This window comes from Flavivirga sp. 57AJ16, assembly GCF_028736925.1.
Lineage (GTDB): Bacteria > Bacteroidota > Bacteroidia > Flavobacteriales > Flavobacteriaceae > Flavivirga.
The window spans coordinates 1-24,230 of sequence record NZ_JAQZAT010000017.1 but is presented as its reverse complement, the minus strand read 5'-3'; the positions used below and the strand labels follow the sequence as shown (position 1 = coordinate 24,230).

Here is a 24,230-nt window from a genome sequence, read left to right as displayed (position 1 = left end):
ATCACATCATAAAATTAAAATTATGAGATTCCTCGTCGCTTTGCTCTGTCTGAATGACACTATACCAAAAATAGAATTTCGTTCTTGTTTAAAAACTATGGATTTCCAATCCATAGTGGTTTATTTTAAACCTCCAACCATGTTTTCTGGTTTAACCCAAGCATCGTAATCTTCAGCAGTAACATACCCTAAGTTAACAGCTTCTTCTTTTAAAGTGGTACCATTTTTATGTGCTGTATTCGCAATCTCGGCAGCTTTATAATAACCAATTTTTGTATTCAAAGCTGTTACAAGCATTAAAGAATTGTTTAATAATTTAGTAATGACTTCTTTATTAGGCTCTATACCAATGGCACAATTTAAATCAAAGCTTACACAGGCATCTCCAATTAATTGTGCAGAATGTAAAACGTTTGCAGCCATGACGGGTTTAAATACATTTAATTCGTAATGTCCTTGCAAGCCACCAACAGATATAGCCACATCATTACCCATAACTTGCGCACAAACCATAGTTAATGCCTCACATTGAGTTGGGTTGACTTTACCGGGCATAATAGAACTTCCAGGCTCGTTGGCCGGAATAATAATTTCTCCAATTCCTGAACGAGGCCCTGAAGCCATCATTCTAACATCATTTGCAATTTTATTTAAAGAAACGGCTAATTGTTTTAATGCACCATGAGTTTCTACCAGGGCATCATGAGCTGCTAAGGCTTCAAACTTATTTGGAGCTGTTACAAATGGTAAATTTGTAAATTCTGCAATATATTCTGCAACACGTTTGCTGTATCCCTTAGGGGTGTTTAACCCTGTTCCCACGGCAGTACCACCTAATGCTAATTCACTTAAGTGCGGTAGCGTGTTTTCTAAGGCCTTGATACCATGATCCAATTGGGCCACATAACCCGAAAGTTCTTGTCCAAGTGTCAGGGGTGTTGCATCCATTAAATGGGTACGTCCAATTTTTACAACGGTTTTAAAATCCTCGGATTTCTTTTTTAAGGTATCCCGTAATTGTTTTACACCAGGCATGGTAGTTTCAACCACTTTTTTATAGGCAGCTATGTGCATGCCGGTGGGGAAGGTGTCGTTAGAGGATTGTGATTTGTTAACATCATCATTAGGTTGAATTGTTTTTTCTCCTTCTCCAATAACCTTTCCTGCTATTTGATGTGCTCTATTGGCAATCACCTCATTAACATTCATATTACTTTGGGTTCCCGAACCAGTTTGCCAGATCACTAAAGGAAATTGATCATCATGTTTGCCTTCCAGTATTTCTTCGCAAACATGAGCAATTAAATCACGTTTTTCAGCAGATAAAACACCAAGTTCGCAATTAGTAAACGCTGCTGCTTTTTTTAGATAAGCAAATCCGTAAATTATTTCTAATGGCATAGAAGCAGGCGCCCCAATTTTAAAATTGTTTCTTGATCGTTCAGTTTGAGCTCCCCAAAGCTTATCAGCAGGAACTTTAACCTCACCCATAGTATCTTTCTCTATTCTGTAACTCATCTCTTTAATGATTAAATTTAAGTTACAAAGTTAATTGTTTTAAGGTGCTTTTTAATATGATATATGTTAGTTTTTTAAAGACTTTTTTAACACTTATCTAACACCGTTTTTTTAGAATAAATATTTTAAAAATGCTATCTTGTAAGAGATTAGAAAATATTGAAAAGATCAATGGACTCATCTTGACTTTTTGTATTTAACCGAAATCGAAGATTCATGAACTCCGATTTATAATAATAAGAGTTAAGTGGACTAAAATGAGCTAAAATTTGTTCAGATAAGGCCCTTTTTGAAAGGCATGGCATCGCTCAATGTCATTAAGTTAAGGCTGTATGTTAGTCTGAGCCTTTCGGCTCCAAGTTTATGCTGAGCCTTTCGTCTCCGCTCAAGATAAACTGTAGCCGAAGTACTCAAGGTGACAAAAAGAGGCAAATTTCCTTAACTTAATGGTATTGAGTACGGCTACGGATCATAAAAGTAACGAAATATGGGCGAATATTAGCCATTCCTGCGTTCCGGCAGACAGGTTTTAGGAAATAGAAACAGTCGAGACGAGTTCTCTAATAAAATTTTTTATAAACATTAAAAATTCATAATTATGGCAGCAATTAGGTTAGGGGACTTAGCCCCAAATTTTACAGCAGAGTCGACAGAAGGGACCATAGATTTTCATGATTGGTTAGGAGATAGTTGGGGCATTTTATTTTCGCACCCAGCAGATTATACACCAGTTTGTACCACCGAATTGGGAACGGTAGCAAAATACAAGGCCGAATTTGATAAACGCAATGTAAAAGTTGTAGCGCTTAGTGTGGATGGTATTGATTCACACCGTGGATGGATCAATGATATTAACGAAACACAAGGAACAACGGTTAATTTTCCTATTATAGCAGATGAAGATAGAAAAGTATCGGAATTGTATGATATGATCCATCCAAATGCAGATAGCAATTTAACGGTACGATCTGTTTTTGTGATAGGTGCTGATAAAAAAGTGAAGTTGACCATAACTTATCCTGCGTCAACTGGTAGAAATTTTGATGAATTATTACGTGTTATCGATTCTCTACAATTAACGGCATATCATAAAGTAGCAACTCCAGCCAATTGGAACAACGGAGATGACTGTGTGGTCGTTCCTTCTGTTGCCACAGAAGACATTCCAGGCATTTTTCCTAAGGGTTTTAAAGAAGTAAAGCCTTATTTAAGAATGACACCACAACCCAATTTAAATTAAGGAGTACCCTTTAATAAATTTTAATTTGATATTGTGTAACAAATAGCTTTGCATTATCTTTGCAGAAGATTTTTAAAAGACACTTACAATTATGTTTGATTTTGATCAATATTTAGGATTTTTAGCTTTTTTAACCATTTTAACAATAGGATTTTGGTTAATGATATTCTTATTAACTTTTGTTATTCCTTATTGGATAGGCGGTTCTTTAATTGAAAGGCTAAAAGAAATTAGGGAAGAGAAAAAAGCAAAACGTCAAAATTTATAACATTATTTGATTAAATTTATATTATTACCCATAAAAAAAGGAAGCTAAATATAGCTTCCTTTTTTTGTGCGCCAATATGTTTTTTCTAGCCTTCAAAATCCATATCATTATCTCCACCACCTTGATTATTTCTACGTTCGTTACGTGCTTTTTGTTGGTTAAAACGATACATAAATGATACATTTATTTGACGTTGTCTCCATTGCGATTCGTTATATCTTGAAAAGAATTCTGTTGTTGTTAATGATTTTCTCTTTCTTGAGTTTAATAAATCTCTAACATTGAGAGAGATGGTAGCATTATTATTAAAAATTTCTTTGCTAAACGCTAAGTCTAAAGAAAAAATACCTTCTGTTTCATTTTGGGCATTTTGTCTCGCACCTCTGTAAAAAGCATTTGTTTGCCAATCTATTTTTGATGGTAATGATACTTTACTGCTCAAACGCGCAAACCAACTAGTGTTTTTTGCTCCATAATCAATTCCATTAAACTCGCCTTCCGTTTCAAATTGAAAAAAGTTGAAGCTTGAGTTTAGTCTTAACCATTTTTCTGGATTATATAGAATTCCAAATTCTGTTCCTGTTCTTTTATTTGTAGAAAGGTTTACAGGAATAGTTCTAATTATATCTATACCGTCTGATGTTTGCTGTCCTGTGTTTTCTTGCACGTGCTCAAAAGATCTAGTTTCATGTTGGTAATAAACCGACGTTGTTAAAGTTAATTTATCCCATCGTTTTAAGTACCCTAAATCGAAAGCACTTGCAAATGCTGGGCTTATATTAGGATTTCCTTGAAATACATTGGTACGACTAGAACGTGACGGGAAAGGATTAATAAACCAACCTCTAGGTCTGTTTATTCGTCTGTTATATCCTAGAGTGATACTTTCTTCAGAGTCGTCTTCTCCAGATAAATTATAAATAAGGTTAACAGTAGGGAAGAGCCCTAAGTAATTATTATCGAAATTAGTATCTATTGGAAATCCGAATGATTCTTCAAGTTCAGTGTCGTTTAGTTGAGAGTCTATTTTACCTTTTAATTGAGTGTTTTCTAAACGTAATCCCAATAGAAAAGAGAATTCTCCAAATTTTGTTCCGTATTGTGTATAAAATGCGTTTACATTTTCGGTATAATCAAATATGTTAGATATGGTATCGTTTACAAAAAAGGAATTATTAGTAATATCTTCTTGCTCTAAAGTATAATCTTTTACACTATTTTTAAAATTCCCTCTGTAACCAGCTTCAAACCTGCTATCTTCACCAATAGGTAAAACATAGTCTATTTGGAATAAAGATTCTTTCTCATCTTCAGCTTCAAAAATATTTTCTCTTTGAAAAGGTTCTGGGTTTACTTGATTTGTAACAATAAAATCTTCATTGATATAAGTAAATTGTTCTTCGTAACCTTTTTCAAATTGTATATCAGCTGTTAACTGATGTCCTGCATCGTCAAACTTTGTAATGTAGTTTAAAGCAAATTGGTAGTTATCTCCATCTTCATTTTGCTTTTCAGTTCTTAAAGTTTGTTCAACAATATTACCACTATTAAAGCGATCGCTATTGTTTAGAGAAGTATCTCTATCTTCACCATATCTATAAAATACACTACCAGTAATTGAAGTTTTTTTAGACAAAAGGTATTCCATACCAAAACTAGCATTGTAATTTTTGTTAAGGCGTTCTACTTCTGTTTTTTCTATTATTCTCTCGAATTGTACAGTATTATCAAAGTATTCTGTATCGTTAAAGTTATTTCTTGGAGCGTTAAAATATCTAAATCCGAAATTAGAAAATAGATTGAATTTTTCAGTTCTGTAATTTAAATTAGCCGATAGACCTGCATTATCTGGATTTCCTAAAGTTAAGTTTAATGAACCATTAAATCCTAATGTTTCTTTTTGTCTAAGAATAATGTTTAAAATCCCTGCAGTTCCTTCTGCATCATATCTTGCTGATGGAGATGTAATGACTTCAACACGCTCAATAGCTTCGGCAGGTAGTTGACTCAATACATTGGTATCACCAAATCCAGCCATGGCCGAAGGTTTACCATTTATTAATATTCTAACATTTTCATTACCTCTTAAACTTATGCCTCCTTCTATGTCTACTGAAACCGACGGTACATTATTTAAAGCATCACTTACTGTTCCGCCTGCTGTAGTTAGATCTTTTCCAATATTATATATTTTCTTGTCGAGTTTTATTTCAACAGTAGTGCGCTCGGCTATTATTTCAACTTCCCCAAGCGATTCTAGATCAATATCAAGAAAAAAGGTCCCCAGGTTTGTATCGGATACAATCTTTTTGTTTGGAATAGTTTGTGTTTTAAACGAAATATATTCAATCGAGATATCGTAAGTCCCTTTGGGAACAGGGATACTAAATGCTCCGTTAGCATCGGTAATACCGCCAGCTACAATTTTGTTTTTTTGTTTGCTAAAAAATGAAATTGTTGCGTACTCAAGAGGGTCTTTGGTCTCTTTATCAAAAATTTTACCCGTTATTGTAACATCTTTTAGTGTTGTCGATTCTGTGTTTGGAACCAATTCGTTTTTTGGTTGGGCATAAGCCGAGAACATGCCCAGAAAAAGCACCAGACTGGTCAAAATAAATTTATTCATTAATTCGTTTTCTATTTAAACCACAAAAGTAACTTAAGGTTTAATGAACAAAGGTTAAAATTGTGTTAATACGAACATCGAATATTAGATAATATCCAGTATTTTTTCGGGAGGCCTGCCTATAACAGCTTTATTTCCATTAATAATAATGGGACGTTCTATAAGTTTAGGGTTTTCTACCATAGCCGTAATGATCTCTTCATCATTTAAGTCTTTGCTTTTTAACGTCTCTTTCCAAATGGATTCATTTTTTCTGACCAATTCCAAGGGGTTTATGCCCAACAGTGCTATGAGGCCTTTTAATTCCTTATGAGTGGGAACGTCTTCCAGGTATTTAACTATTTCAAATTCTTTACCGGATTTTTCAAGTATTTCCAATCCACAACGTGATTTACTACAGCGATTGTTATGGTATATTTTTATCATTACAAATGGATGTTATAATTTTTTAATTGTTGAATGAGCTGTTCTGGAGATTTAAATGGGATGCCATTAATACCTAAATTGTTAGCGGCTTCAATGTTTCTCAAGTTATCATCAATAAAGATGGCATTTTCGGCCGTGATATTAAAACGGTCCAGAGTCAAATTATAAATAGCATCAAAAGGTTTTCTGGTTTTTTCTTCTCCAGAAACAATAATGCCTTCAAACCAATGTAGAAATTCAAATTTATCCAGCGCGATAGGGAAGGTTTCGCTACTCCAATTGGTCAAAGCAACCACTTTGTATTTATTTGATTTTATAAGTGATTCAAGAATGTTTACAGTACCTGTTATCGCTTCCCCTAGCATCTCTACCCATCTACCATAAAACATTCTGATTAAGGTTTCGTATTCTGGAAAAAGAGCGACGCGTTCTTCAGTTGCTTTGGCCATAGGATATCCGGCATCCTGGTTTTCGTTCCAATCATTGGTGCAAATGTTATCAAAGAACCATTGCATCTTTTCACGGTCTCCATTAAATTCATCTAAATAAACATATTCGGGATTCCAGTCTATTAAAACCCCGCCAAGGTCGAAAATTATTGTGTCTATTTTATTCATAATTGATTATCATCTTCTACTTTTTGTCCCATCATCATTAAATAAGATTTTAAGAACGCGTCTATATGTCCATCCATAACGGCATCAACATTACCTGTTTCATGCGCCGTTCTTACATCTTTTACCAATTTATAAGGGTGCATCACGTAATTACGAATCTGACTTCCCCATTCTATTTTCATTTTGCCTGCTTCAATATCTTCGCGCTTCGCTAATTGTTTTTGAAGTTCGATTTCATATAACTGCGATTTCAACATTTGCATAGCCCGGGCTCTATTATCATGTTGCGATCTTGTTTCGGAACATGAAATCTGAATCCCGGTTGGTTTATGGGTAAGTTGTACTTTGGTCTCTACCTTATTTACATTTTGACCTCCAGCGCCGCTAGACCTAGCGGTAGTAATTTCTATATCTGCTGGATTGATGTCAATTTCAATAGTATCATCGACTAGCGGATATACATAAACCGATGCAAAACTGGTGTGTCGTTTGGCATTACTATCGAAAGGAGAAATCCTCACCAAGCGATGTACGCCATTTTCACCTTTTAGCCAACCGAAAGAAAAATCGCCTTCAATCTCTAAGGTAACCGTTTTTATACCAGCGACGTCTCCTTCTTGGAAGTTTAATTCTTTTACCTTAAATCCACTTCTTTCGGCATACATTAAGTACATACGCATCAACATACTGGCCCAGTCACAGCTTTCGGTGCCCCCAGCTCCGGCAGTAATTTGTAAAACGGCACTTAAACTATCTCCTTCTTCCGATAACATGTTTTTAAACTCAATGTTCTCAAGGAAAGCGGAAGCTTCATTGTATAGCCTTTCTACATCTTCTACAGTAGATTCCCCTTCTTTATAAAACTCATAATGAACCTCTAAATCTTCAACAAGTGTTTTGATTTTATTGTAATCTTCAACCCATTTTTTCTTAACTCGAATCGATTTCATAATCGTTTCTGCAGCTTTTGGATCATTCCAGAAATTAGGATCGAAGGTTTGTTCTTCCTCGTTTTGTATTTCTATAAGTTTGGTGTCTACGTCAAAGATAGTGCCTTAGTTTGTCAAGGCGGGTGTTAAGATCTTTAATTTGATCTGAAGTAATCATATGTTATTTTTATTTTGAACAAAAATAGTATTATTATATTATTGTAGCAGTAAAAAAAGATTTAAAATACTCATAAAATCCTTTTTTCAATAAACTTTAATTAATCCCATTTTATATAAAAGTCTAATGGGATATAGTAAAAAGTAAAACAGAATTCTATTGTTGAAGATGTAAGCTGCTGTTTTGATTTTATAGTGCGTGTATTCTTTTGTGATTAATTCCCTGTTAAAAGGATAAGCTCCTATTTTTATTAATTGAGCAAGAATATTGTCAATTTTTTTAATTGAAAAATTAGATTTGGTAAATTTGAAGAATAGGTAAAATGTATTTGAATTAGAGAGGTATTGAATATTTTCTATAGCATTGTTCTCCTTTTGAGTTTTGTTATTACTAATATCTTTTTTCAAATTGTCCAACCTAAGAATTAAGCTTAAATACCCATCAATTAACTTGCTTAAATGGGGGTATGTTTCATTTTGCATGGTTGAATTTGGGTTTTGAAAATAACGATGTATCGTTATGGGAAGAAAAGCAAATCGTTTAGCCCCGTGAAGCACTTTAAAAGTAAAAATGACATCTTCTAAAAAGGTGCCTTCTTCAAATTTAAATCCAGATTTAATTAAATACTCCCTTCTTGTAATATACCACCAAGCTTCTAGTCTGTGGCTTTTATTCTTTAAAAGAAAATCAATTCCTGTAGTTATCGTAATTTCGTTTATGCATTCACTTTCAGGCAGATCAAATAAATCTACGTCATGAGTAATTAAGGTTTTAAATCCAATCACATCTAATTTATTTGGGACTGCGTGTTGAAAAATAGTATTTAAAGAATTATAAGCAAGATAATCATCAGCATCTATAAAGTATATATAATCACCTTTAGCTAGGTCTATCCCTTTGTTTCGTGCGACTCCCTGACCTTGGTTAGGTTGCTTAAATAACAATACATTTTTATAAGCCTTGTTGAAGTCTTCGATAACTTTAACAGTATAATCTGTAGAACCGTCATCAATTACTATTATTTCATAATCGTTGGTTGCAAAACCTTGATTAACAATGCTTTTAAGACATTTTATTATATGGCTTTCTGCATTATAACATGGAATAATAATACTTAACTTCATTTGATTATTTCTTAAGCCTTAAAAGTAAAAATATTACCTCTTAATGTTAAAAAATTTAGATTAAAACCAGATTATGCATGTCAAGAAAATGAGTCTTGTTAATGATCTTGTTTTTATGCTTTTAAACCAAAGATATTTTTGGGACAAGAATAATTTTTTTTCCAAAATCAGCTCTTTTTTAAGCCTAGAATTAATAAGACGCGTCTTATTAATAATTTAGTACTTGCTGGAAAAAACAATAAATGAAAGAAGACCAAGATCCAACAAATTGGATTTTGGATGCTATAAGTAACAATTAAAGAAAGAGGCAGAAGCACTAAATAGAATTCAGTCATAAAAATATGATATGGTCCGTTTGGAGAAAGTACCATCACTGACTTTATCTTTAATTTTTTATTATAGCCAATGAGGATTAAAAAATATAGTATCAATGCTATAATAGGGAGATGACTTTCTATATGAAATAGAATTAAAAATAAAGAGCTTAATTCAATTAATGTAATCAGCCGTTCTACTGGCTTCATTACAGATACGTTTGTACAAGTGGCAAAGGTTTTATGGTTTATGGAAAGATCATTTTCTCTATCCCAAAACTGATGCCATAATATACCACGCAAGCCATATGTAAAAGCCCAAACCCCTATAAGGATGAACCAGTATGGCTCTATTTCTGTATCGAATTTATTAGAAATGTATGAAACAACTAGCAAACTGGGAAAAAGATGAGAACCACTAGCATCGGCAATAACTCCCAAAATACCTCTGTTTTTAAATCGAAAAGGAGGAATAGAGTATAAACTAAATACTAGGTATGCAGATAGGTATAATGTTAATGAAAGTGTATCATTGATAAAAAGAAAACAAAAAGATACACTTAGCAAAATTGAACTTAACAATATTAATTTTCTTGTTGTTGGGGAAAATTTTTCTAACCTATTAGCCTTTTTACTGGCAAGGTCAAATTTTAGATCAGTATAGTCGTTTAATATACTAACATAAATAGCTCCTATAGCTATAGCAACGATTAAAATTATCATCCACCCAAAATGAGCTATTAAATCCTCATTGTATTGAATAGCCGTAAGGTAATATAGAAAGAGTAAGGGGACTATTTTAGGCTCCCACCAATCTACTAATCTAAATACTTTAGGAATTTTAATCATTTTTAGAATTATGATTATTCGTGAATTAAGGAAATAATTCGATTAGCAAAATCGACTTCAGGTTCTATGGTTATTTTCTCATTTATTTGTTTAGATGCCAGTTCTCCTTTTTTTCTCCAGTTTTCGCGGTCGTTCCAGGCTCTTTCTAATGTTTCTTCAAAGCTTACTTCGGCAGCATCTCCAATAAACCCTGTAACACCATCTTCTACAAGCTCAGTGGTTCCTCCCGCCCGAGTAGCAATTACCGGTCTGCCTATAGCCATAGCTTCTATAATTACTAAGGGTAAGCCTTCTCCTCTTGAAGGCAGCACTAAAGCATGGTGATCTAACCAAATTTGTTCCATATTACTTTGAAACCCCAAAAATTCAATATTTTCAATATTTAATAAATTGGCCATAGCCTCAAGCCCTTTTTTATCTGGACCTGTGCCAATTAAGGAAATAGATAATTTGCGTTTTTTCCATTTTTCTTTTGCAAGTATTCTAAACAAAATATCTTGTCCTTTATCTAAAATAAACAATCTACCAATAAGTGCTAGCTTATGCCCATTGTTAGTAGAAGGATAGGGTAATGGGCCTCTCGATATTTTACAAGGATTATACACAATTTCGGCATTTTTAAATCGAAATCCAAATTGCTCTTCGGTTAAATTTTTATTGTGGTTTGAAACAAAATAACACCTTTTCGCATTTGTGAAAACTTGATGTATTAAAGACCGTTCATGTTTTGGCGGCCAATAATGTTCAACCGCTTTTTGAGAAATGATAACATATTCAATTTCATATTTTAAACACAGATTCGCATAATGTATCCCATCAAAATTTATACCTTGTGCTATAATAACAAAAGAAGGTTTTTGTGTCTTCAGAAAATTCTCAAAAATACTATAGTGTATTTCTCGAAGTGGGTCTTTAATTTTATGATATGCTTTAACTACTCGTCTTAATTTAGGGTTATATTTTCCATTTAAGTCTTTAAAAAGGACTCCTTTATCTGTTAGCCCTTTAATTTTTTTGTGAGATAGATTGACGTTTCGTTTTAAAACCGTTATCGAAATCCCTTTATTCTGAAGGTATGGAATACTTAATGCCCAAAGTTCCTCACTGCCTCCCCAATCATCTAGTACGGCTGATAGTATGGCAATATGCTTAGGTGTTTTTACGAATTTATTTTTCATTTTTTAATCCATGTTTTTTTGAAGCTTTGAATAATTTGGAGTAGGGGCCTTTTTCATCAATTAAAGTTTTGTGTGTTCCTTCTTGCGTAATTTTACCTTCCGACATAACATAAACATAATCGGCATGTTTTACCGCGGATACTCTATGGCTTATTATTAAGATTCCCTTGTTTCCAATATGCTGTCTCAAATCACTAAAAAGTGCTTGTTCTGCTTTAGTATCTAAAGCACTTGTAGCTTCATCTAATATTAAAAATTGGGATTTACTATAGAAGGCACGGGCAATGGCTAATTTTTGCCATTGTCCTATGCTTACTTCTTTTCCATCATCGAATATGCGACCCATTGTTGTATCATATTTATCTGGAAACTCATTTATGTACTCGTGTGCTCCAGATTTTTTTGCTGCAGACATAACTGCCTCATTGTCGATGTCTGAATCGATGTCTCCAAATCGAATATTTTCAGAAGCACTCATATTATATTTCATGAAATCTTGAAAAACAACACTTATTTGCTTTCTGAAATCATCTGCTTTAAAGTTTCTGATATTTTCTCCACCTAGCTTAATACTTCCTGTATTGGGATCATAAAATCTGCACAGCAGCTTTATTAAAGTTGTTTTTCCAGAACCATTAAGCCCTACTAATGCTACAACTTTGCCCTCTGGTATTTTTAAATTTATGTTTTTTAAAACTGTTTTTGTGCCATGCGGGTAAGTAAAACTTAAGTTTTCCAAAGTTAAGTCTTGATTATATTGAGGTATTGATAAAGGTTTTTCAGGCTCTTCCATTTCATTTTTCAGATCGAAAAGCTCATACAAATAACTTAAAAAAATATTGTTCTTATATAAAGACGAAATCTCCCCTGATAACCCCTGCATAATGCCGAAAAGTTGTGGAAACACAATTAAGAACAAAGCAATATCGCCTATTGTAGATTCTCCTTTTAACGCACTTAAACAAATGTAAGCGATGCAACTATATACACCTACAGCCGCCAAAATTTGTGTAACGGCTTCATTAATGATTCCTTTTTTGTTTATTCGGAGGTCTTCTAATAAAAGGTAAACTCTTATGTTTTTATACATAGACCTGAGATAGTGACCTAGACCAAAAGATTTAATTTCTTTTACAGCCACTTCACCTGTAATAAGAGTGCTTAAATATTTGGATTTACGTTCCATTGGTGTCTTTTGGATTTGCCATTCATAAAGTTTGTCTGCAAATTTTAAACGCACATAAAGTGTAGGTAATACAAAAAGAGCCAAAAGTGGCATCAAAACCCAGTTTATGGATATTAATGCCATACCTATGACCGTAAGAGTCATGAAATTTTTTGCAATACTTATGATATTTGAAAGTATTGCAGATGGTTTACTAGGACCGGCATTTTTTGCTCTATTTAAAGTATTAAAATAGGCAGGACTTTCATAAAAAGATAAATCCAATGAAATAGCTATAGAGTGTATTTTATCATCAATATATTCATTTATTAAAAAGGCATGTTTTTGGGTTATATAACTTGCAGCAGAACTTAATAGAACCAGTATAACTGTAGCTAAGCCTGCAGCTATCAAATACATTATAGCTAAATCGTATTTCTCACTTCTGTTGGGCAGGGAAACAATATCAATTAGCATCTTAAAAACATATAATGACCCCATATAAACGAGGCTTTCCATTATCATAATGAGTATGATATATATTACCTTTCCTTTTGTAATGGTCCAAATAAGTGTTAAAGTCCTTTTTAGGTTAAGATTCTTTTTTAGCTTATCTATTTTCTTTTTTATGTTTTGCATTAAATTATGATAGGTTGAGATTAAAATCTAGAGGACGGTTAATATTTGATAAAGCTTTAGAAATGGAAAGGAAGTAGGATTATTAAAAGATTTAAAAGGGTCATATAAAATTAAATTTGAATAAGATTTAGTAAACTTTTAGGATTTACAATATACAATTTCTTTAACTTATAGATTCTATTAAAGAATTATCGAATATAAAGTATCTTAATCCAGTCAATTAAAAATTTAGACTAATGGTATGGTAATTTAGATAAGGGGTTTTAAACTTATTGTTTAAAAATTAAATTGATAGATGTTTAGGTTGTGTAATTAGAACTAAAAAAGAAGTTAGTCTATATTAGGCTTCTATAATTCTTTAAATTAAATTTAAAAACAACAACCACTTCTTTCATTTCTATACGGGCAGGTAGAACGACATATAACCGACGTATCTTACAATATATCTTTTTTTTGTTATAAATATTGACTAGATGTTATATATTTATCTCTTATAAAATAAAAATGTATTAGTCTCAAAATACCAAAATCAGATAAATGAATACAAAAGACATCCATCTTATATATGATGCCCAATACGGGATAGAATACAATAACCGTTTTCATGATTATGATGAGTGGATAATTAGAACTGATGCTCACACTAAAATCATAGAAAACTTGCATGCAAATGTTGTTAAAGACACTCCTGTACGCTGGTTGGATGTCGCTTGTGGAACTGGATATCTGCTTTCTCGTTTTCCAGATTCCGAACGTGTGGGGCTTGATTTATCTCCAGGTATGATTGTGCAAGCACGAAAACAAAACCCGACAGTTACAATTATTGAAGGTAACTATCTTAATACCAATGCATTTGAAAAAGGCTCGTTCGACGTGATTAGTGAGACAGGTTGGGGGCATACATATGTGGATTCATTTGAGCAATGGGATGTAATGGTAAAGAATTTTCACGGTTGGTTAAATGAAAATGGTTCTTGTTTCATAACTTTAGCTACCTTGAACAATGTATATAGATGGGCAGGGAAGAAGGCGCCTAAACTTCCTTATTTTGTTGGTCAAGACTTTGGGGGAGGGCAAATTCGAATCAGTGGATTTGAGTGGACTTGGAAAGAAGGCGGAGGATACTTTCATCGGATGCGAGTTCCAAATCCTAAAGAGTTTAAAGAATTATTTGACCGTTATTTTGATGAAGTGCACCTTGTGCAATACCCTCCTGATTTTCTTGGAATAATTGGATTTAAGCAAAAACAAGACCCAGCAGTGATCGAGCAAATAATTGCTGATATGAAAAAGTTAAATAAAGAAACGACTGAGGCAAAGCCAGAATCAGTTGACAAAAGTCTCTCTTTTCGTAAATTTCTGTCCAAGGTAAAGTACTTTGTTAAGTATAAAGTGAGTCAATGGTAAGTAACCAAATATTGAAGTAGAGCATGAGTAAACGAAAGCCAACTGCTATAAAACTTTTCAAAGCAGTTTGTTCGAGATAATAGTATTTTAGATTGCGAAATTATTATTATGGCAGCTTCTAAATATAACTCTTATAGAAAAATTCAATCCTTGTATATTATATTCTCCGGGCAGATAAAGAAAAAGACTATTAGAGAAGTCTGATGATTTATAAGACAGTCAATACCTTGATGGATGACATTATTTAGCTTTTTTTCTGTAATTTTTGTGTCTGATATTTTTTTGTTTATCTCCATATGATGTTTAACTAGTTTTTTAGCACGACACAGTATTTTTGAGAAATGATATCTACAAAAATGTATATTTACTCAAAACATAGAAGTAATGAGTGTTGATTTATTGTATATCAATAATTAACCTATTTAATTCTTATTAAACCTCTAATTGTTTGAAATTAAGTATTGTAATTCCCGTATATAATGTAGAAGACTACATATCCAGATGTATTGATAGTCTCTTAAATCAAAATTTAAATACTGATGATTATGAGATCATAATTGTAGATGATGGCTCTACGGATTCTAGCATTGCAATAGCAAAAAAATATCAATCTAAGTATAGAAACATAATTATTTTCAATCAAGAAAACCAAGGAGTCGGAGCTGCAAGAAATAAAGGCATAGATTTAGCTAAAGGCGATTATATTTATTTTATAGACCCAGACGACTATTTAGCTAATAATGTATTAAAAACTATTTTGAATGTTACTAAAACGTATAATCAGGATATTTTAACATTTCAATCCAAGGCAACAACATCATCAAAAAATAACAATCCAAGTTCAGTTATTAAACAGTTTTATAATATTAAAAAAGTAGATGGTATATCATACATAGCAAATAATGCCTTTAAAAATGAAATCTGGTGGTATGTAATAAATAGAGAATTTTTATTGAAATCAAAGATAAGATTTATAGAAGGACGGTGGATGGAAGATGCTATCTTTACAGCATCATTATTCTTGAAAGCAAATTCAATGTCGCATATTCCAGTAGATGCACATAGACATGTGGAAGTTCCAAATTCTGCTATGACCAGTAAAAAGCCTAAACATTATTTAAATGTGATTTATGATAATGCAAATGCAGCTATTGTTTATGAGTCGTTGATACGTAGTGTTAAAAGTGATGAAAAAGAAAAAGAAAATTGCATAAAACGATTAAAAACCAGACAGCAGTCCTTTGTTTTTTTTATGATGGTACGCATGCTAAAATCGACTATAAAAATCACTGAAATCAAGAAGATTATAGAAAGAGTAGAGAAAGCTGGTGCCTATCCATTAGTTTCGTTTGTAGGAGAAGATTATAGTATGACTAGTTATAAAGTTTTAACAAAAGTGTTTAATAACAAATATATGTACTATACTTGTTTTAAATTATTTAATCCTATTTTAAGTTTAAAAAAATAACCGCTAACTATAAATAATTAGAGTTGAATGAATAATATTTTAATTACCTCGGTAGGTAGAAGAGTATCATTGGTAAAAGCATTTAAAAGTGAGTTAAAAAAAATAATACCATCAGCAAAAGTAATTGTTATAGATTCGGATATAGAGTTAAGCGGAGCAGCACAAGTAGCAGACGAAGCCTTTAAAATTGTAAAGGTAGCTCATAAATCATATATAGATAATTTACTAGAAATCTGTATAGAAAGGGGTGTTAAACTTGTTATTCCAACTTTAGATACAGAATTAACAGTCTTATCAAAGCATATAGATAAATTTAAAGCACATCAAATCGAAATACTAATATCCGATGAAAAATTTATTGAGATCTGTAATGATAAGGCTAAATCTCAAAAACTGTTCGAAAAATTAGAAATTAATGTTATAACTCTCTATTCAAAAGAGAATTTTCAATTACCATTATTTATCAAGCCTAAAAGCGGGAGTAATAGCAAAGAAAATTATATAATAAAAGATCAGGATCAATTATCAAAGTATCATTTTAATAATGAGGAACTTTTGTTTTTTGAGTTTTTTGATCCTGATATTTACGATGAATATACTTGTGATTTGTACTATAACAAAAATGGTGTATTAAAATGTGTCATTCCAAGAAAACGTATTGAAATTAGAGGCGGTGAGGTAAGTAAAAGTGTTACAAAAAAAAATAAACTTGTAGATTGTGTAGTTGAAAATATGTCAAATATTGAAGGGGTAAGAGGTTGTATAACAACCCAATTTTTTCTTCACAAAGAAACAGAGCAGGTAACGGGTATTGAGATCAATCCAAGATTTGGAGGAGGATTTCCGCTTTCATATATGGCAGGAGGAAATTTCCCTAAATGGATAATTCAAGAATATTTTCTTAACGAAGAAATACCTTATTTTGAGGATTGGGAAAAAAACCTCTTGATGCTTAGGCATGATAATGAAATTTTAGTGCATGACCATAAAGACTAATAAAGTTATAGTTTTTGACTTAGATGATACTTTATATAATGAAATTGATTTTTTAAAATCCGCATTCAATGAAATTGCATCACAAATAGTCTCAAATTCTGATGTAGAAAAAACAGTTGTATATCATGACATGTTACAACTATATCATGCTAAGCTTAATGTTTTTGAGGTGATCCTTGAAAAATACCATTGTTCGTTTCAGCTTCATGAATTATTGGATATCTATAGGAGCCACCAACCCAATATCGTGCTAAAACAAGAAAATCTGGATGTTCTAAAATATTTAAAGTTGAAAGGTGTGAATATGGGTATTATAACGGATGGGAGAAGTATTCAGCAAAGAAATAAGATAAAAGCCCTAAACCTTGATGCTTTTATTTCAGAAATTATGGTGTCTGAAGAATTTGGTAGTGAAAAACCAAACATCAAAAATTATGAGTATTTTGAAAAAACCTTTGGTGAGGGGGAATATTACTATATTGGAGACAATTTAAAAAAGGATTTTATTAGTCCAAATATGTTAGGGTGGACAACTATCTGCTTATTGAATAAAGGCTTAAATATCCATGAACAAAATTTTGACTTGCCTGGAGAGTATCTGCCTAAGTATAAAATTAAAGATTTAACGCAAATTTTAAAACTAGTAGATGTATAATTGATGACTATAGACTTAAGAAGCGATACCGTAACAAAACCAACAAAAGACATGCTAGATGCCATGATGCAGGCAAAAGTTGGAGACGATGTGTTTAGGGAAGATCCCACAGTTAATGCATTGGAACAGCGTGTGGCAAATATGTTTGGGAAAAGTAATGCCTTGTTTTTCCCCAGTGGGACCATGGCGAACCAAACAGCATTAAAATTACACACAAACCCAGGAGACCAGGTCATTTGTGATAAGTATGCCCATATTTATAATTATGAGTCTGGAGGTGCATCGTTTAATAGTGGTATTTCTTGTAAACTAATAGATGGGGGCAGGGGCATGTTTAACGCAGAACAAGTGATAGACGCTATCAATCCGGATGCCTATTATTACAGTCAAACAAGTTTGGTGGCCATTGAAAACACCACGAATAAAGGAGGAGGGGCCTGTTGGGATTTTAATGAGATAAAAAAAATAAGAGCTATTTGTAACGACAATAATCTTGGGCTACATTTGGATGGTGCACGTATATGGAATGCACTCGTAGCCAAAAACGAAACCACCGAGCAATATGGGGGTGTTTTTGATACTATTTCGGTATGCTTAAGTAAAGGTCTGGGATGTCCCATAGGATCTATTTTGGTGGGCGGCCCTGAAATTATGAAGCATGCCATACGTATTAGAAAGATTTTTGGGGGTAATATGCGTCAAGCCGGTTATTTAGCTGCAGCTGGGCTGTATGCTTTAGATAATCATGTTGAAAGACTGGCTGGGGATCATAAAAAAGCTAAGGAGGTAGGGGCGGTTCTTTCTGGGTTATCCATTATTAAAACCGTTGAGCCTATTGAGACCAATATTGTTATTTTTGAATTGGATAGAGGTGTAGATGAAAATGCTTTCGTGCAAAAACTGGTAGATAAGGACATTCACATAATTAGTATGGGAAGCAATAAACTACGAATGGTCACACATTTAGACTATACCGATACCATGCACGATACCTTGCTAAGTACTTTGCAGGCTATTATTTAAACATGTCCATTCCTGGAATATTGGGCATGCCTTCTTTAGCAGTAGCAGCTAACTCTGTTTCGTTAATTTTTGTAGCCTTTTCAATAGCTTTGTTCAAGGTGAGGATGAGATAATCTTCCAGTTGCTCTTTATCATCAAGTAATTCGTCATCAATTTCAATGGACTTAATGGTTCTGTTTGCTGTAAGTGTTACTTTAAGTTTATGGTCACTACTGCTTTCATCGACTAAAACTGTATCCAAACGTTTTTTGGTTTCTTCCACTTTTTTCTGGGCTTCTTTAAGTTTGCCCATCATGTTCATCATATCTCCAAGCATAATTTTTATAAATTGATTATTGTACTGCAAAGCTATTTAATTTTTCTATTTTTGACAGCTTAAATTTTAAGAATAAATTCACCTACATTGGAAAAAACCATTCAAATCCAGGCGCCAGTAGCTACCAAAAAAGAGAAAGAACTCTCAATTCACGGCGATTTACGCATTGATAATTATTATTGGTTGAATAATAAAGAAAACCCCGAAGTTATAGATCACTTAAATGCTGAAAATGATTATACCAAGAGTATGATGCAGCATACAGAAACCTTTCAAAAAGAACTTTTTGCAGAAATGAAGGGTAGAATAAAGGAGGATAATGCTTCTGTGCCATATAAATTAAACGGTTACTGGTACATAACACGTTTTGAAAAAGATAAAGGGTATCCAATTTATGTACGTAAAAAGGAACGTTTAGATGCCCCCGAAGAAATTTTGTTTGATTGTAACGAAATGGCCAAAGAACATGCCTATTTTATGCTGGGAGGGATCGCTATAAGTCCAGATAATACATTAGCGGCATTTTCTACCGATATTGTTAGTAGAAGACAATACACTATACAGATAAAAAATTTGGTCACAGGTGAGATTTATTCAGATAAAATTTTGAATACAACGGGGAGTGCGACTTGGGCAAATGACAATAAAACCTTGTTTTATACCAATAGGGATGAAGTGACGTTGCGTTCCCATAAAATTTTTAAGCACAAATTACATACAGATGTAAAAGAAGATATTGAAGTTTTTTATGAAGCAGATGAAACCTTTAACACATTTGTATATAAAACAAAATCAAAAAAATATATTATTATTGGGTCTTCGAGTACGCTGACTACTGAATATAGATTTTTAAATACGGATAACCCAGATGGTGATTTTAAGGTTTTTCAAGAACGGATTCACGAACTAGAGTATAATATATCCCATTTTAAGGATCATTTTTATATCATGACTAATAGTGATGGTGCAACAAACTTTAAGTTGCTTAAAACAGAGGAAACAGCTACCCATAAGCAATACTGGCAAGAAGTTATACCGCATAGAGAAACCGTTTTATTGGAAGATATTGAGATTTTTAAAGATTATTTGGTGGTCAATGAACGGGAAAACGGGCTTAACAATTTGCGAATAATAAATTGGGATGGAACAGAAGATTATAACCTGCCTTTTAATTCGGAAACTTACACTGTAAATATTGGCAACAACCCCGATTTTGATAGTGACGTTTTGCGTTATAGTTTTAGTTCATTGACCTCTCCTAATTCTGTGATCGATTATAATTTTACAACCAAGCAAAAAGAAGTAAGGAAAGTGCAAGCTGTTTTAGGAGGCAAATTTGATGAAAACAATTATGAATCCAAGCGCGTTTGGGCAACAGTAAGGGATGGTGCAAAAGTGCCCATTTCTTTAGTCTATAGAAAAGGTATAAAGTTAGATGGCACAAACCCGTTATTACAATATGCTTACGGCTCTTATGGTTCAACTATAGATCCTTCCTTTTCCAGTATTCGTTTAAGTTTATTGGATAGAGGGTTTATTTATGCTATTGCCCATATTCGTGGTGGCGAGTATTTAGGGAGGACCTGGTACGAAAATGGAAAATTACTCACTAAATTAAATACATTTCATGATTTTATTGATTGTTCAAAATATTTAATAGAACAAAAATATACATCAAACAAACATTTATATGCCTATGGAGGCTCTGCCGGAGGTTTATTAATGGGAGCTATCATTAATATGAATCCTGAACTTTATAATGGGGTTTTAGCAGCTGTTCCTTTTGTAGATGTAGTGACGACGATGCTCGATGATAGTATTCCGCTAACAACGGGGGAGTACGATGAATGGGGGAATCCCAATGATGTAAATTATTACAACTACATGAAATCATATTCCCCATATGATAATGTAGAGGCTAAATCATATCCAAACCTATTGGTTACTACAGGTTTGCACGACTCGCAAGTACAATATTGGGAGCCGGCAAAATGGGTTGCGAAGCTAAGAGAGCTGAAAACAGATGCAAATAAGTTATTGTTTCATATAGACATGGATTCTGGGCATGGAGGTGCTTCCGGCCGTTTTGAAAGCTTAAAAGAAGTGGCGTTGGAATATGCCTTTTTATTAGATTTAGAAGGAATTAATAGGTAATCTAAAAAAATGTTTTATTTTTGTCAGGTTTTAGGTTACAAATATTTTTAGTAATATTACCTAAGCTTATAAAAAGCATTTATGAAACACAAAAATCAGGTTTTTGATAATGTATTAGATTTAATAGGTCAGACCCCACTTATTAAACTTAATAAAATAGCCTCTAAGTTTAAAGGGAACTTTTACGCAAAAGTAGAATCTTTTAATCCAGGACAATCTTCAAAAGATAGAATAGCACTTTACATTATAGAGCAAGCAGAGCGAAAAGGCATCTTGTCACCAGGAGATACTATTATAGAAACAACATCGGGCAATACGGGATTTAGTATCGCTATGGTTAGTATTATAAAGGGATACGATTGTGTTTTGGCTGTAAGTTCTAAATCTTCAGCAGATAAAATTGATATGTTAAAGACTATGGGAGCTAAAGTTTATGTGTGCCCAGCACATGTAAGTGCAGACGATCCCAGATCATACTATCAAGTAGCAAAACGCCTACATGAAGAGATAAAAGGCTCCGTTTACATCAATCAATATTTCAATGAGTTAAATATCGATGCGCATTACAAATCTACGGGTCCGGAAATTTGGAATCAAACAGAAGGCCAAATAACACATCTTGTTGCTTGTAGTGGAACTGGCGGTACAATTTCGGGTACAGCAAGGTATTTAAAAGAGCAAAATCCTAACATTAAAGTTATAGGGGTCGATGCTTTTGGTTCTGTTATTAAAAAATATCATGAAACCAGGGAGTTTGATGAAAAGGAGATTTATCCATACAGAATTGAAGGACTAGGAAAGAATTTAATTCCAACGGCTACAGATTTTGATGTTATTGATGAGTTCGTGAAAGTAACAGATGAAGAAAGTGCCCATACAGCTAGGCTAATAGCCAAAAGCGAAGGGCTGTTTGTTGGTTATACCTCTGGAGCAGCTATACAAGCTATTCTACAATTAGGAGAGCTAGATACATTTAAAAAAGGAGATAACGTTGTGGTTATTTTCCCAGATCATGGGTCTCGATATATGAGTAAGGTGTACAGCGATAAATGGATGAACGAGCAAGGCTTTTTTGATAGTAAAAATGAAGTTGCAGTACAGAAAATAGAATATATAAAATAGTCTAAAATATTGTTTTTAAAAAAAAGAGATGGTGTTTTGTTATAAAGGCAAAGAATTATCTCTTTTTTTATTAGTCCCACGCCTATTGCGTGGTAAAAGCGGCGAAGCAATATGTTTAAAACAGATTAGTCGTCCCGTGCCTTTGGTATGGCAGGTTAACCCCGCTCCATGTGCTGAACAAGTTTTTAGTATTTCAATATCTAGAGCGGAATCCTAGGTTTGATACCTTGACCTATGGGGCGATTTTTTGGGGTAGGGCTTACCCCAATGTTATTAAGTTAAGGTAATTTGTTCTTTTTTTGTCACATTGAGCGCAGTCGAAATGCTAATAAAAACTAGAACTCCAATTGGTCTTCGACTGCGCTCAGACTGACATTACGGCCTTAACTTAATAACATTGAGCTTACCCAAGGGTTTACTGGCTTTTATTTTATTAATAATTGAGCTGTAAAAATTATGCTCAAACCATATAAATATTTAATTTTGCAATAACTAACTTTAAGGACAGAAAGCTTTCATGAAATATGCTTAAACATTACAATTTGTTTTTGTTTTCCCTCAAAAGCAACTACTTCTAGGTAGTTATGTCTTAATTTTAATAGCTATAAGATTATAATAAATGAAGGATTTATTTGAAAAGATTTATAAGGACAAAGGGCCATTAGGTAAATGGGCATCCCAAGCCGAAGGCTACTTTGTATTTCCTAAATTAGAAGGAGAAATTTCCAACCGGATGAAATTTCGAGGAAAAGATGTTATTACTTGGAGTATTAATGATTATTTAGGGTTGGCTAATCATCCAGAGGTAAGAAAAGTAGATGCAGAAGCTGCTGCTCAATATGGTTCTGCTTACCCTATGGGAGCTAGAATGATGTCTGGACATACGGATTTGCATGAAAAATTACAAGATGAGTTAGCATCCTTTGTAAGTAAAGAAGCAGCATATCTATTAAATTTCGGGTATCAAGGTATGGTATCCACTATAGATGCTTTAGTATCTAAGGACGATATTATTGTTTATGATGTAGATGCGCATGCCTGTATTATTGACGGGGTTCGTTTGCACATGGGCAAACGATTTACTTATAAGCATAATGATGTTGAAAGTTTAGAAAAAAACTTAGACAGAGCTACAAAAATGGCCGAGCAAACCGGAGGAGGCATTTTGGTTATTTCTGAAGGGGTGTTTGGAATGCGAGGAGAGCAAGGACGATTAAAAGAGATTGTGGCTCTAAAACAGAAATATAATTTTAGATTATTTGTTGATGATGCCCATGGTTTTGGTACATTAGGCGCTACAGGAGCAGGAACAGGAGAAGAGCAAGGGGTGCAAGACGATATTGATGTCTATTTTGCAACATTTGCTAAATCATTAGCGAGTACAGGAGCCTTTATTGCAGGAGATCAAGAAATAATAGATTACTTAAAATACAACTTGCGCTCTCAAATGTTTGCAAAATCATTGCAAATGCAATTGGTTGCTGGTGCTTTAAAGCGTTTGGAAATGCTTAAAACCATGCCAGAACTTAAAAATAAGCTTTGGGAAAATGTAAATGCTCTGCAATCTGGATTAAAAGATCGCGGGTTTGATATAGGAACGACTCAAAGCTGTGTCACGCCTGTATATTTAAAAGGAAGTATTCCAGAAGCTATGGCCTTAGTTAGGGATTTACGCGAAAATTACGGAATCTTCTGCTCTATAGTTGTTTACCCCGTGATACCTAAAGGGTTAATTCTGTTAAGATTAATACCAACGGCAACACATACTTTAGAAGACGTTTCTGAAACTTTGGCCGCTTTTGAGGCTATTAGATCACGATTGGAAAACGGCACCTACAAACGCTTATCTGCTTCTGTAATGGCAGCAATGGGAGAGTAGTGTAGTTCCGAAAGGCGCATTCAGAAAATAGCATCCTTAATTAAATTTTGATGCTATTTTTTGTTTTTAATTCTTCCATTTGATAATTTTCATTTGATTAGCGAGGAAAAAGAGAATTAAAAACACAAAAGACATGCGT

At 33.3% G+C, this 24,230-nt stretch carries 20 protein-coding genes; 10 read left to right on the top strand and 10 right to left on the bottom strand.

Translation table 11 applies throughout. The features are described from left to right. Positions 1-120: 120 nt before the first annotated feature. Positions 121-1,518 carry a class II fumarate hydratase gene (gene fumC, locus PQO00_RS16615; RefSeq protein ID WP_274185983.1) on the bottom strand — a complete coding sequence of 466 codons (1,398 nt, stop codon included), beginning with the start codon at positions 1,516-1,518 and terminating at the stop codon, positions 121-123. A 598-nt stretch (positions 1,519-2,116) separates the two neighbouring features. On the opposite strand from fumC, the gene PQO00_RS16610 reads away from it, so the two are divergent. Together PQO00_RS16610 and PQO00_RS16605 are read left to right on the top strand one after the other, a co-directional pair. Then, on the top strand, positions 2,117-2,758 hold the full coding sequence (locus PQO00_RS16610; protein WP_274185982.1) for a peroxiredoxin: 642 nt from the start codon (positions 2,117-2,119) through the stop codon (positions 2,756-2,758). 91 nt (positions 2,759-2,849) lie between these two features. Then, entirely contained in the window at positions 2,850-3,026 is a 177-nt protein-coding gene (locus tag PQO00_RS16605; protein WP_274185981.1) for a hypothetical protein, read from the top strand. Between the two features lie 85 nt (positions 3,027-3,111). Here PQO00_RS16605 and PQO00_RS16600 read toward each other — a convergent pair whose 3' ends face one another. From PQO00_RS16600 to PQO00_RS16565, 8 genes are all read right to left on the bottom strand, one after another. Next, positions 3,112-5,652: an outer membrane beta-barrel protein gene (locus tag PQO00_RS16600; RefSeq protein WP_274185980.1), complete on the bottom strand. Its 2,541-nt coding sequence runs from the start codon at positions 5,650-5,652 to the stop codon at positions 3,112-3,114. An 84-nt stretch (positions 5,653-5,736) separates the two neighbouring features. Next, the gene (gene arsC, locus PQO00_RS16595) at positions 5,737-6,078 is read right to left on the bottom strand and encodes an arsenate reductase (glutaredoxin) (RefSeq protein ID WP_274185979.1); all 342 of its coding nucleotides are present in this window, start codon (positions 6,076-6,078) and stop codon (positions 5,737-5,739) included. Continuing rightward, positions 6,078-6,695, bottom strand: coding sequence for an HAD family hydrolase (locus PQO00_RS16590; RefSeq protein ID WP_274185978.1), 618 nt, complete (start codon positions 6,693-6,695; stop codon positions 6,078-6,080). The genes arsC and PQO00_RS16590 overlap by 1 nt, the downstream gene beginning before the upstream one ends. After that, positions 6,692-7,802 (bottom strand): peptide chain release factor 2 gene (gene prfB, locus PQO00_RS16585; protein ID WP_274185977.1). Its coding sequence is split into 2 segments (ribosomal slippage): positions 6,692-7,738 and positions 7,740-7,802, totalling 1,110 coding nucleotides; the frame shifts between segments, so codons are not numbered across the junction. Before prfB ends, PQO00_RS16590 begins: the two co-directional genes overlap by 4 nt. Before the next feature lie 86 nt (positions 7,803-7,888). After that, entirely contained in the window at positions 7,889-8,926 is a 1,038-nt protein-coding gene (locus PQO00_RS16580) for a glycosyltransferase (RefSeq protein WP_274185976.1), read from the bottom strand. A 167-nt stretch (positions 8,927-9,093) separates the two neighbouring features. Continuing rightward, positions 9,094-10,089: a UbiA family prenyltransferase gene (locus tag PQO00_RS16575; RefSeq protein WP_274185975.1), complete on the bottom strand. Its 996-nt coding sequence runs from the start codon at positions 10,087-10,089 to the stop codon at positions 9,094-9,096. A gap of 14 nt (positions 10,090-10,103) precedes the next feature. Further along, complete coding sequence (locus tag PQO00_RS16570) at positions 10,104-11,267, bottom strand: glycosyltransferase family 4 protein (protein WP_274185974.1); 1,164 nt, start codon at positions 11,265-11,267, stop codon at positions 10,104-10,106. Beyond that, positions 11,257-13,071, bottom strand: coding sequence for an ABC transporter ATP-binding protein (locus PQO00_RS16565; RefSeq protein WP_274185973.1), 1,815 nt, complete (start codon positions 13,069-13,071; stop codon positions 11,257-11,259). Before PQO00_RS16565 ends, PQO00_RS16570 begins: the two co-directional genes overlap by 11 nt. 537 nt (positions 13,072-13,608) lie before the next feature. Between PQO00_RS16565 and PQO00_RS16560 the strand changes: the two genes are divergently transcribed. The 5 genes from PQO00_RS16560 to PQO00_RS16540 all read left to right on the top strand — a co-directional run bounded on the left by PQO00_RS16560 (position 13,609) and on the right by PQO00_RS16540 (position 18,620). Beyond that, a complete protein-coding gene (locus PQO00_RS16560; RefSeq protein WP_274185972.1) occupies positions 13,609-14,478 on the top strand; it encodes a trans-aconitate 2-methyltransferase in 870 nt (289 codons plus the stop codon). A 448-nt stretch (positions 14,479-14,926) separates the two neighbouring features. After that, positions 14,927-15,946: a glycosyltransferase gene (locus tag PQO00_RS16555; RefSeq protein ID WP_274185971.1), complete on the top strand. Its 1,020-nt coding sequence runs from the start codon at positions 14,927-14,929 to the stop codon at positions 15,944-15,946. A gap of 27 nt (positions 15,947-15,973) precedes the next feature. After that, a complete protein-coding gene (locus tag PQO00_RS16550; RefSeq protein ID WP_274185970.1) occupies positions 15,974-16,942 on the top strand; it encodes an ATP-grasp domain-containing protein in 969 nt (322 codons plus the stop codon). Continuing rightward, entirely contained in the window at positions 16,926-17,597 is a 672-nt protein-coding gene (locus PQO00_RS16545) for an HAD family hydrolase (RefSeq protein ID WP_274185969.1), read from the top strand. Before PQO00_RS16550 ends, PQO00_RS16545 begins: the two co-directional genes overlap by 17 nt. A 3-nt stretch (positions 17,598-17,600) precedes the next feature. Continuing rightward, a complete protein-coding gene (locus PQO00_RS16540) occupies positions 17,601-18,620 on the top strand; it encodes a low specificity L-threonine aldolase (protein ID WP_274185968.1) in 1,020 nt (339 codons plus the stop codon). Here the strand turns inward: PQO00_RS16540 and PQO00_RS16535 are convergent. Next, positions 18,613-18,936, bottom strand: a complete 324-nt coding sequence (locus PQO00_RS16535) for a YbaB/EbfC family nucleoid-associated protein (protein ID WP_274185967.1) — start codon at positions 18,934-18,936, stop codon at positions 18,613-18,615. The genes PQO00_RS16540 and PQO00_RS16535 overlap by 8 nt on opposite strands. An 87-nt stretch (positions 18,937-19,023) precedes the next feature. Here PQO00_RS16535 and PQO00_RS16530 point away from each other — a divergent pair, with 87 nt between their 5' ends. The 3 genes from PQO00_RS16530 to PQO00_RS16520 all read left to right on the top strand — a co-directional run bounded on the left by PQO00_RS16530 (position 19,024) and on the right by PQO00_RS16520 (position 24,091). Continuing rightward, positions 19,024-21,090, top strand: a complete 2,067-nt coding sequence (locus PQO00_RS16530) for a S9 family peptidase (protein ID WP_274185966.1) — start codon at positions 19,024-19,026, stop codon at positions 21,088-21,090. An 81-nt stretch (positions 21,091-21,171) separates the two neighbouring features. Then, the gene (locus PQO00_RS16525; protein WP_274185965.1) at positions 21,172-22,212 is read left to right on the top strand and encodes a PLP-dependent cysteine synthase family protein; all 1,041 of its coding nucleotides are present in this window, start codon (positions 21,172-21,174) and stop codon (positions 22,210-22,212) included. Positions 22,213-22,831: 619 nt separating this feature from the next. Next, the gene (locus PQO00_RS16520; protein WP_274185964.1) at positions 22,832-24,091 is read left to right on the top strand and encodes an aminotransferase class I/II-fold pyridoxal phosphate-dependent enzyme; all 1,260 of its coding nucleotides are present in this window, start codon (positions 22,832-22,834) and stop codon (positions 24,089-24,091) included. Positions 24,092-24,230: the final 139 nt, after the last annotated feature.

What these genes read in the sequence shown, in the direction of transcription:
- PQO00_RS16565 (WP_274185973.1), bottom strand. Translation starts at nt 13,071, where the DNA reads ATGCAAAACATAAAAAAGAAAATAGATAAGCTAAAAAAGAATCTTAAC.
- PQO00_RS16575 (WP_274185975.1), bottom strand. Translation starts at nt 10,089, where the DNA reads ATGATTAAAATTCCTAAAGTATTTAGATTAGTAGATTGGTGGGAGCCT.
- PQO00_RS16550 (WP_274185970.1), top strand. Translation starts at nt 15,974, where the DNA reads ATGAATAATATTTTAATTACCTCGGTAGGTAGAAGAGTATCATTGGTA.
- PQO00_RS16560 (WP_274185972.1), top strand. Translation starts at nt 13,609, where the DNA reads ATGAATACAAAAGACATCCATCTTATATATGATGCCCAATACGGGATA.
- PQO00_RS16610 (WP_274185982.1), top strand. Translation starts at nt 2,117, where the DNA reads ATGGCAGCAATTAGGTTAGGGGACTTAGCCCCAAATTTTACAGCAGAG.
- arsC (WP_274185979.1), bottom strand. Translation starts at nt 6,078, where the DNA reads ATGATAAAAATATACCATAACAATCGCTGTAGTAAATCACGTTGTGGA.
- PQO00_RS16540 (WP_274185968.1), top strand. Translation starts at nt 17,601, where the DNA reads ATGACTATAGACTTAAGAAGCGATACCGTAACAAAACCAACAAAAGAC.
- PQO00_RS16525 (WP_274185965.1), top strand. Translation starts at nt 21,172, where the DNA reads ATGAAACACAAAAATCAGGTTTTTGATAATGTATTAGATTTAATAGGT.
- PQO00_RS16545 (WP_274185969.1), top strand. Translation starts at nt 16,926, where the DNA reads ATGACCATAAAGACTAATAAAGTTATAGTTTTTGACTTAGATGATACT.
- PQO00_RS16600 (WP_274185980.1), bottom strand. Translation starts at nt 5,652, where the DNA reads ATGAATAAATTTATTTTGACCAGTCTGGTGCTTTTTCTGGGCATGTTC.
- PQO00_RS16535 (WP_274185967.1), bottom strand. Translation starts at nt 18,936, where the DNA reads ATGCTTGGAGATATGATGAACATGATGGGCAAACTTAAAGAAGCCCAG.
- PQO00_RS16580 (WP_274185976.1), bottom strand. Translation starts at nt 8,926, where the DNA reads ATGAAGTTAAGTATTATTATTCCATGTTATAATGCAGAAAGCCATATA.
- fumC (WP_274185983.1), bottom strand. Translation starts at nt 1,518, where the DNA reads ATGAGTTACAGAATAGAGAAAGATACTATGGGTGAGGTTAAAGTTCCT.
- PQO00_RS16590 (WP_274185978.1), bottom strand. Translation starts at nt 6,695, where the DNA reads ATGAATAAAATAGACACAATAATTTTCGACCTTGGCGGGGTTTTAATA.
- PQO00_RS16520 (WP_274185964.1), top strand. Translation starts at nt 22,832, where the DNA reads ATGAAGGATTTATTTGAAAAGATTTATAAGGACAAAGGGCCATTAGGT.
- PQO00_RS16605 (WP_274185981.1), top strand. Translation starts at nt 2,850, where the DNA reads ATGTTTGATTTTGATCAATATTTAGGATTTTTAGCTTTTTTAACCATT.
- PQO00_RS16570 (WP_274185974.1), bottom strand. Translation starts at nt 11,267, where the DNA reads ATGAAAAATAAATTCGTAAAAACACCTAAGCATATTGCCATACTATCA.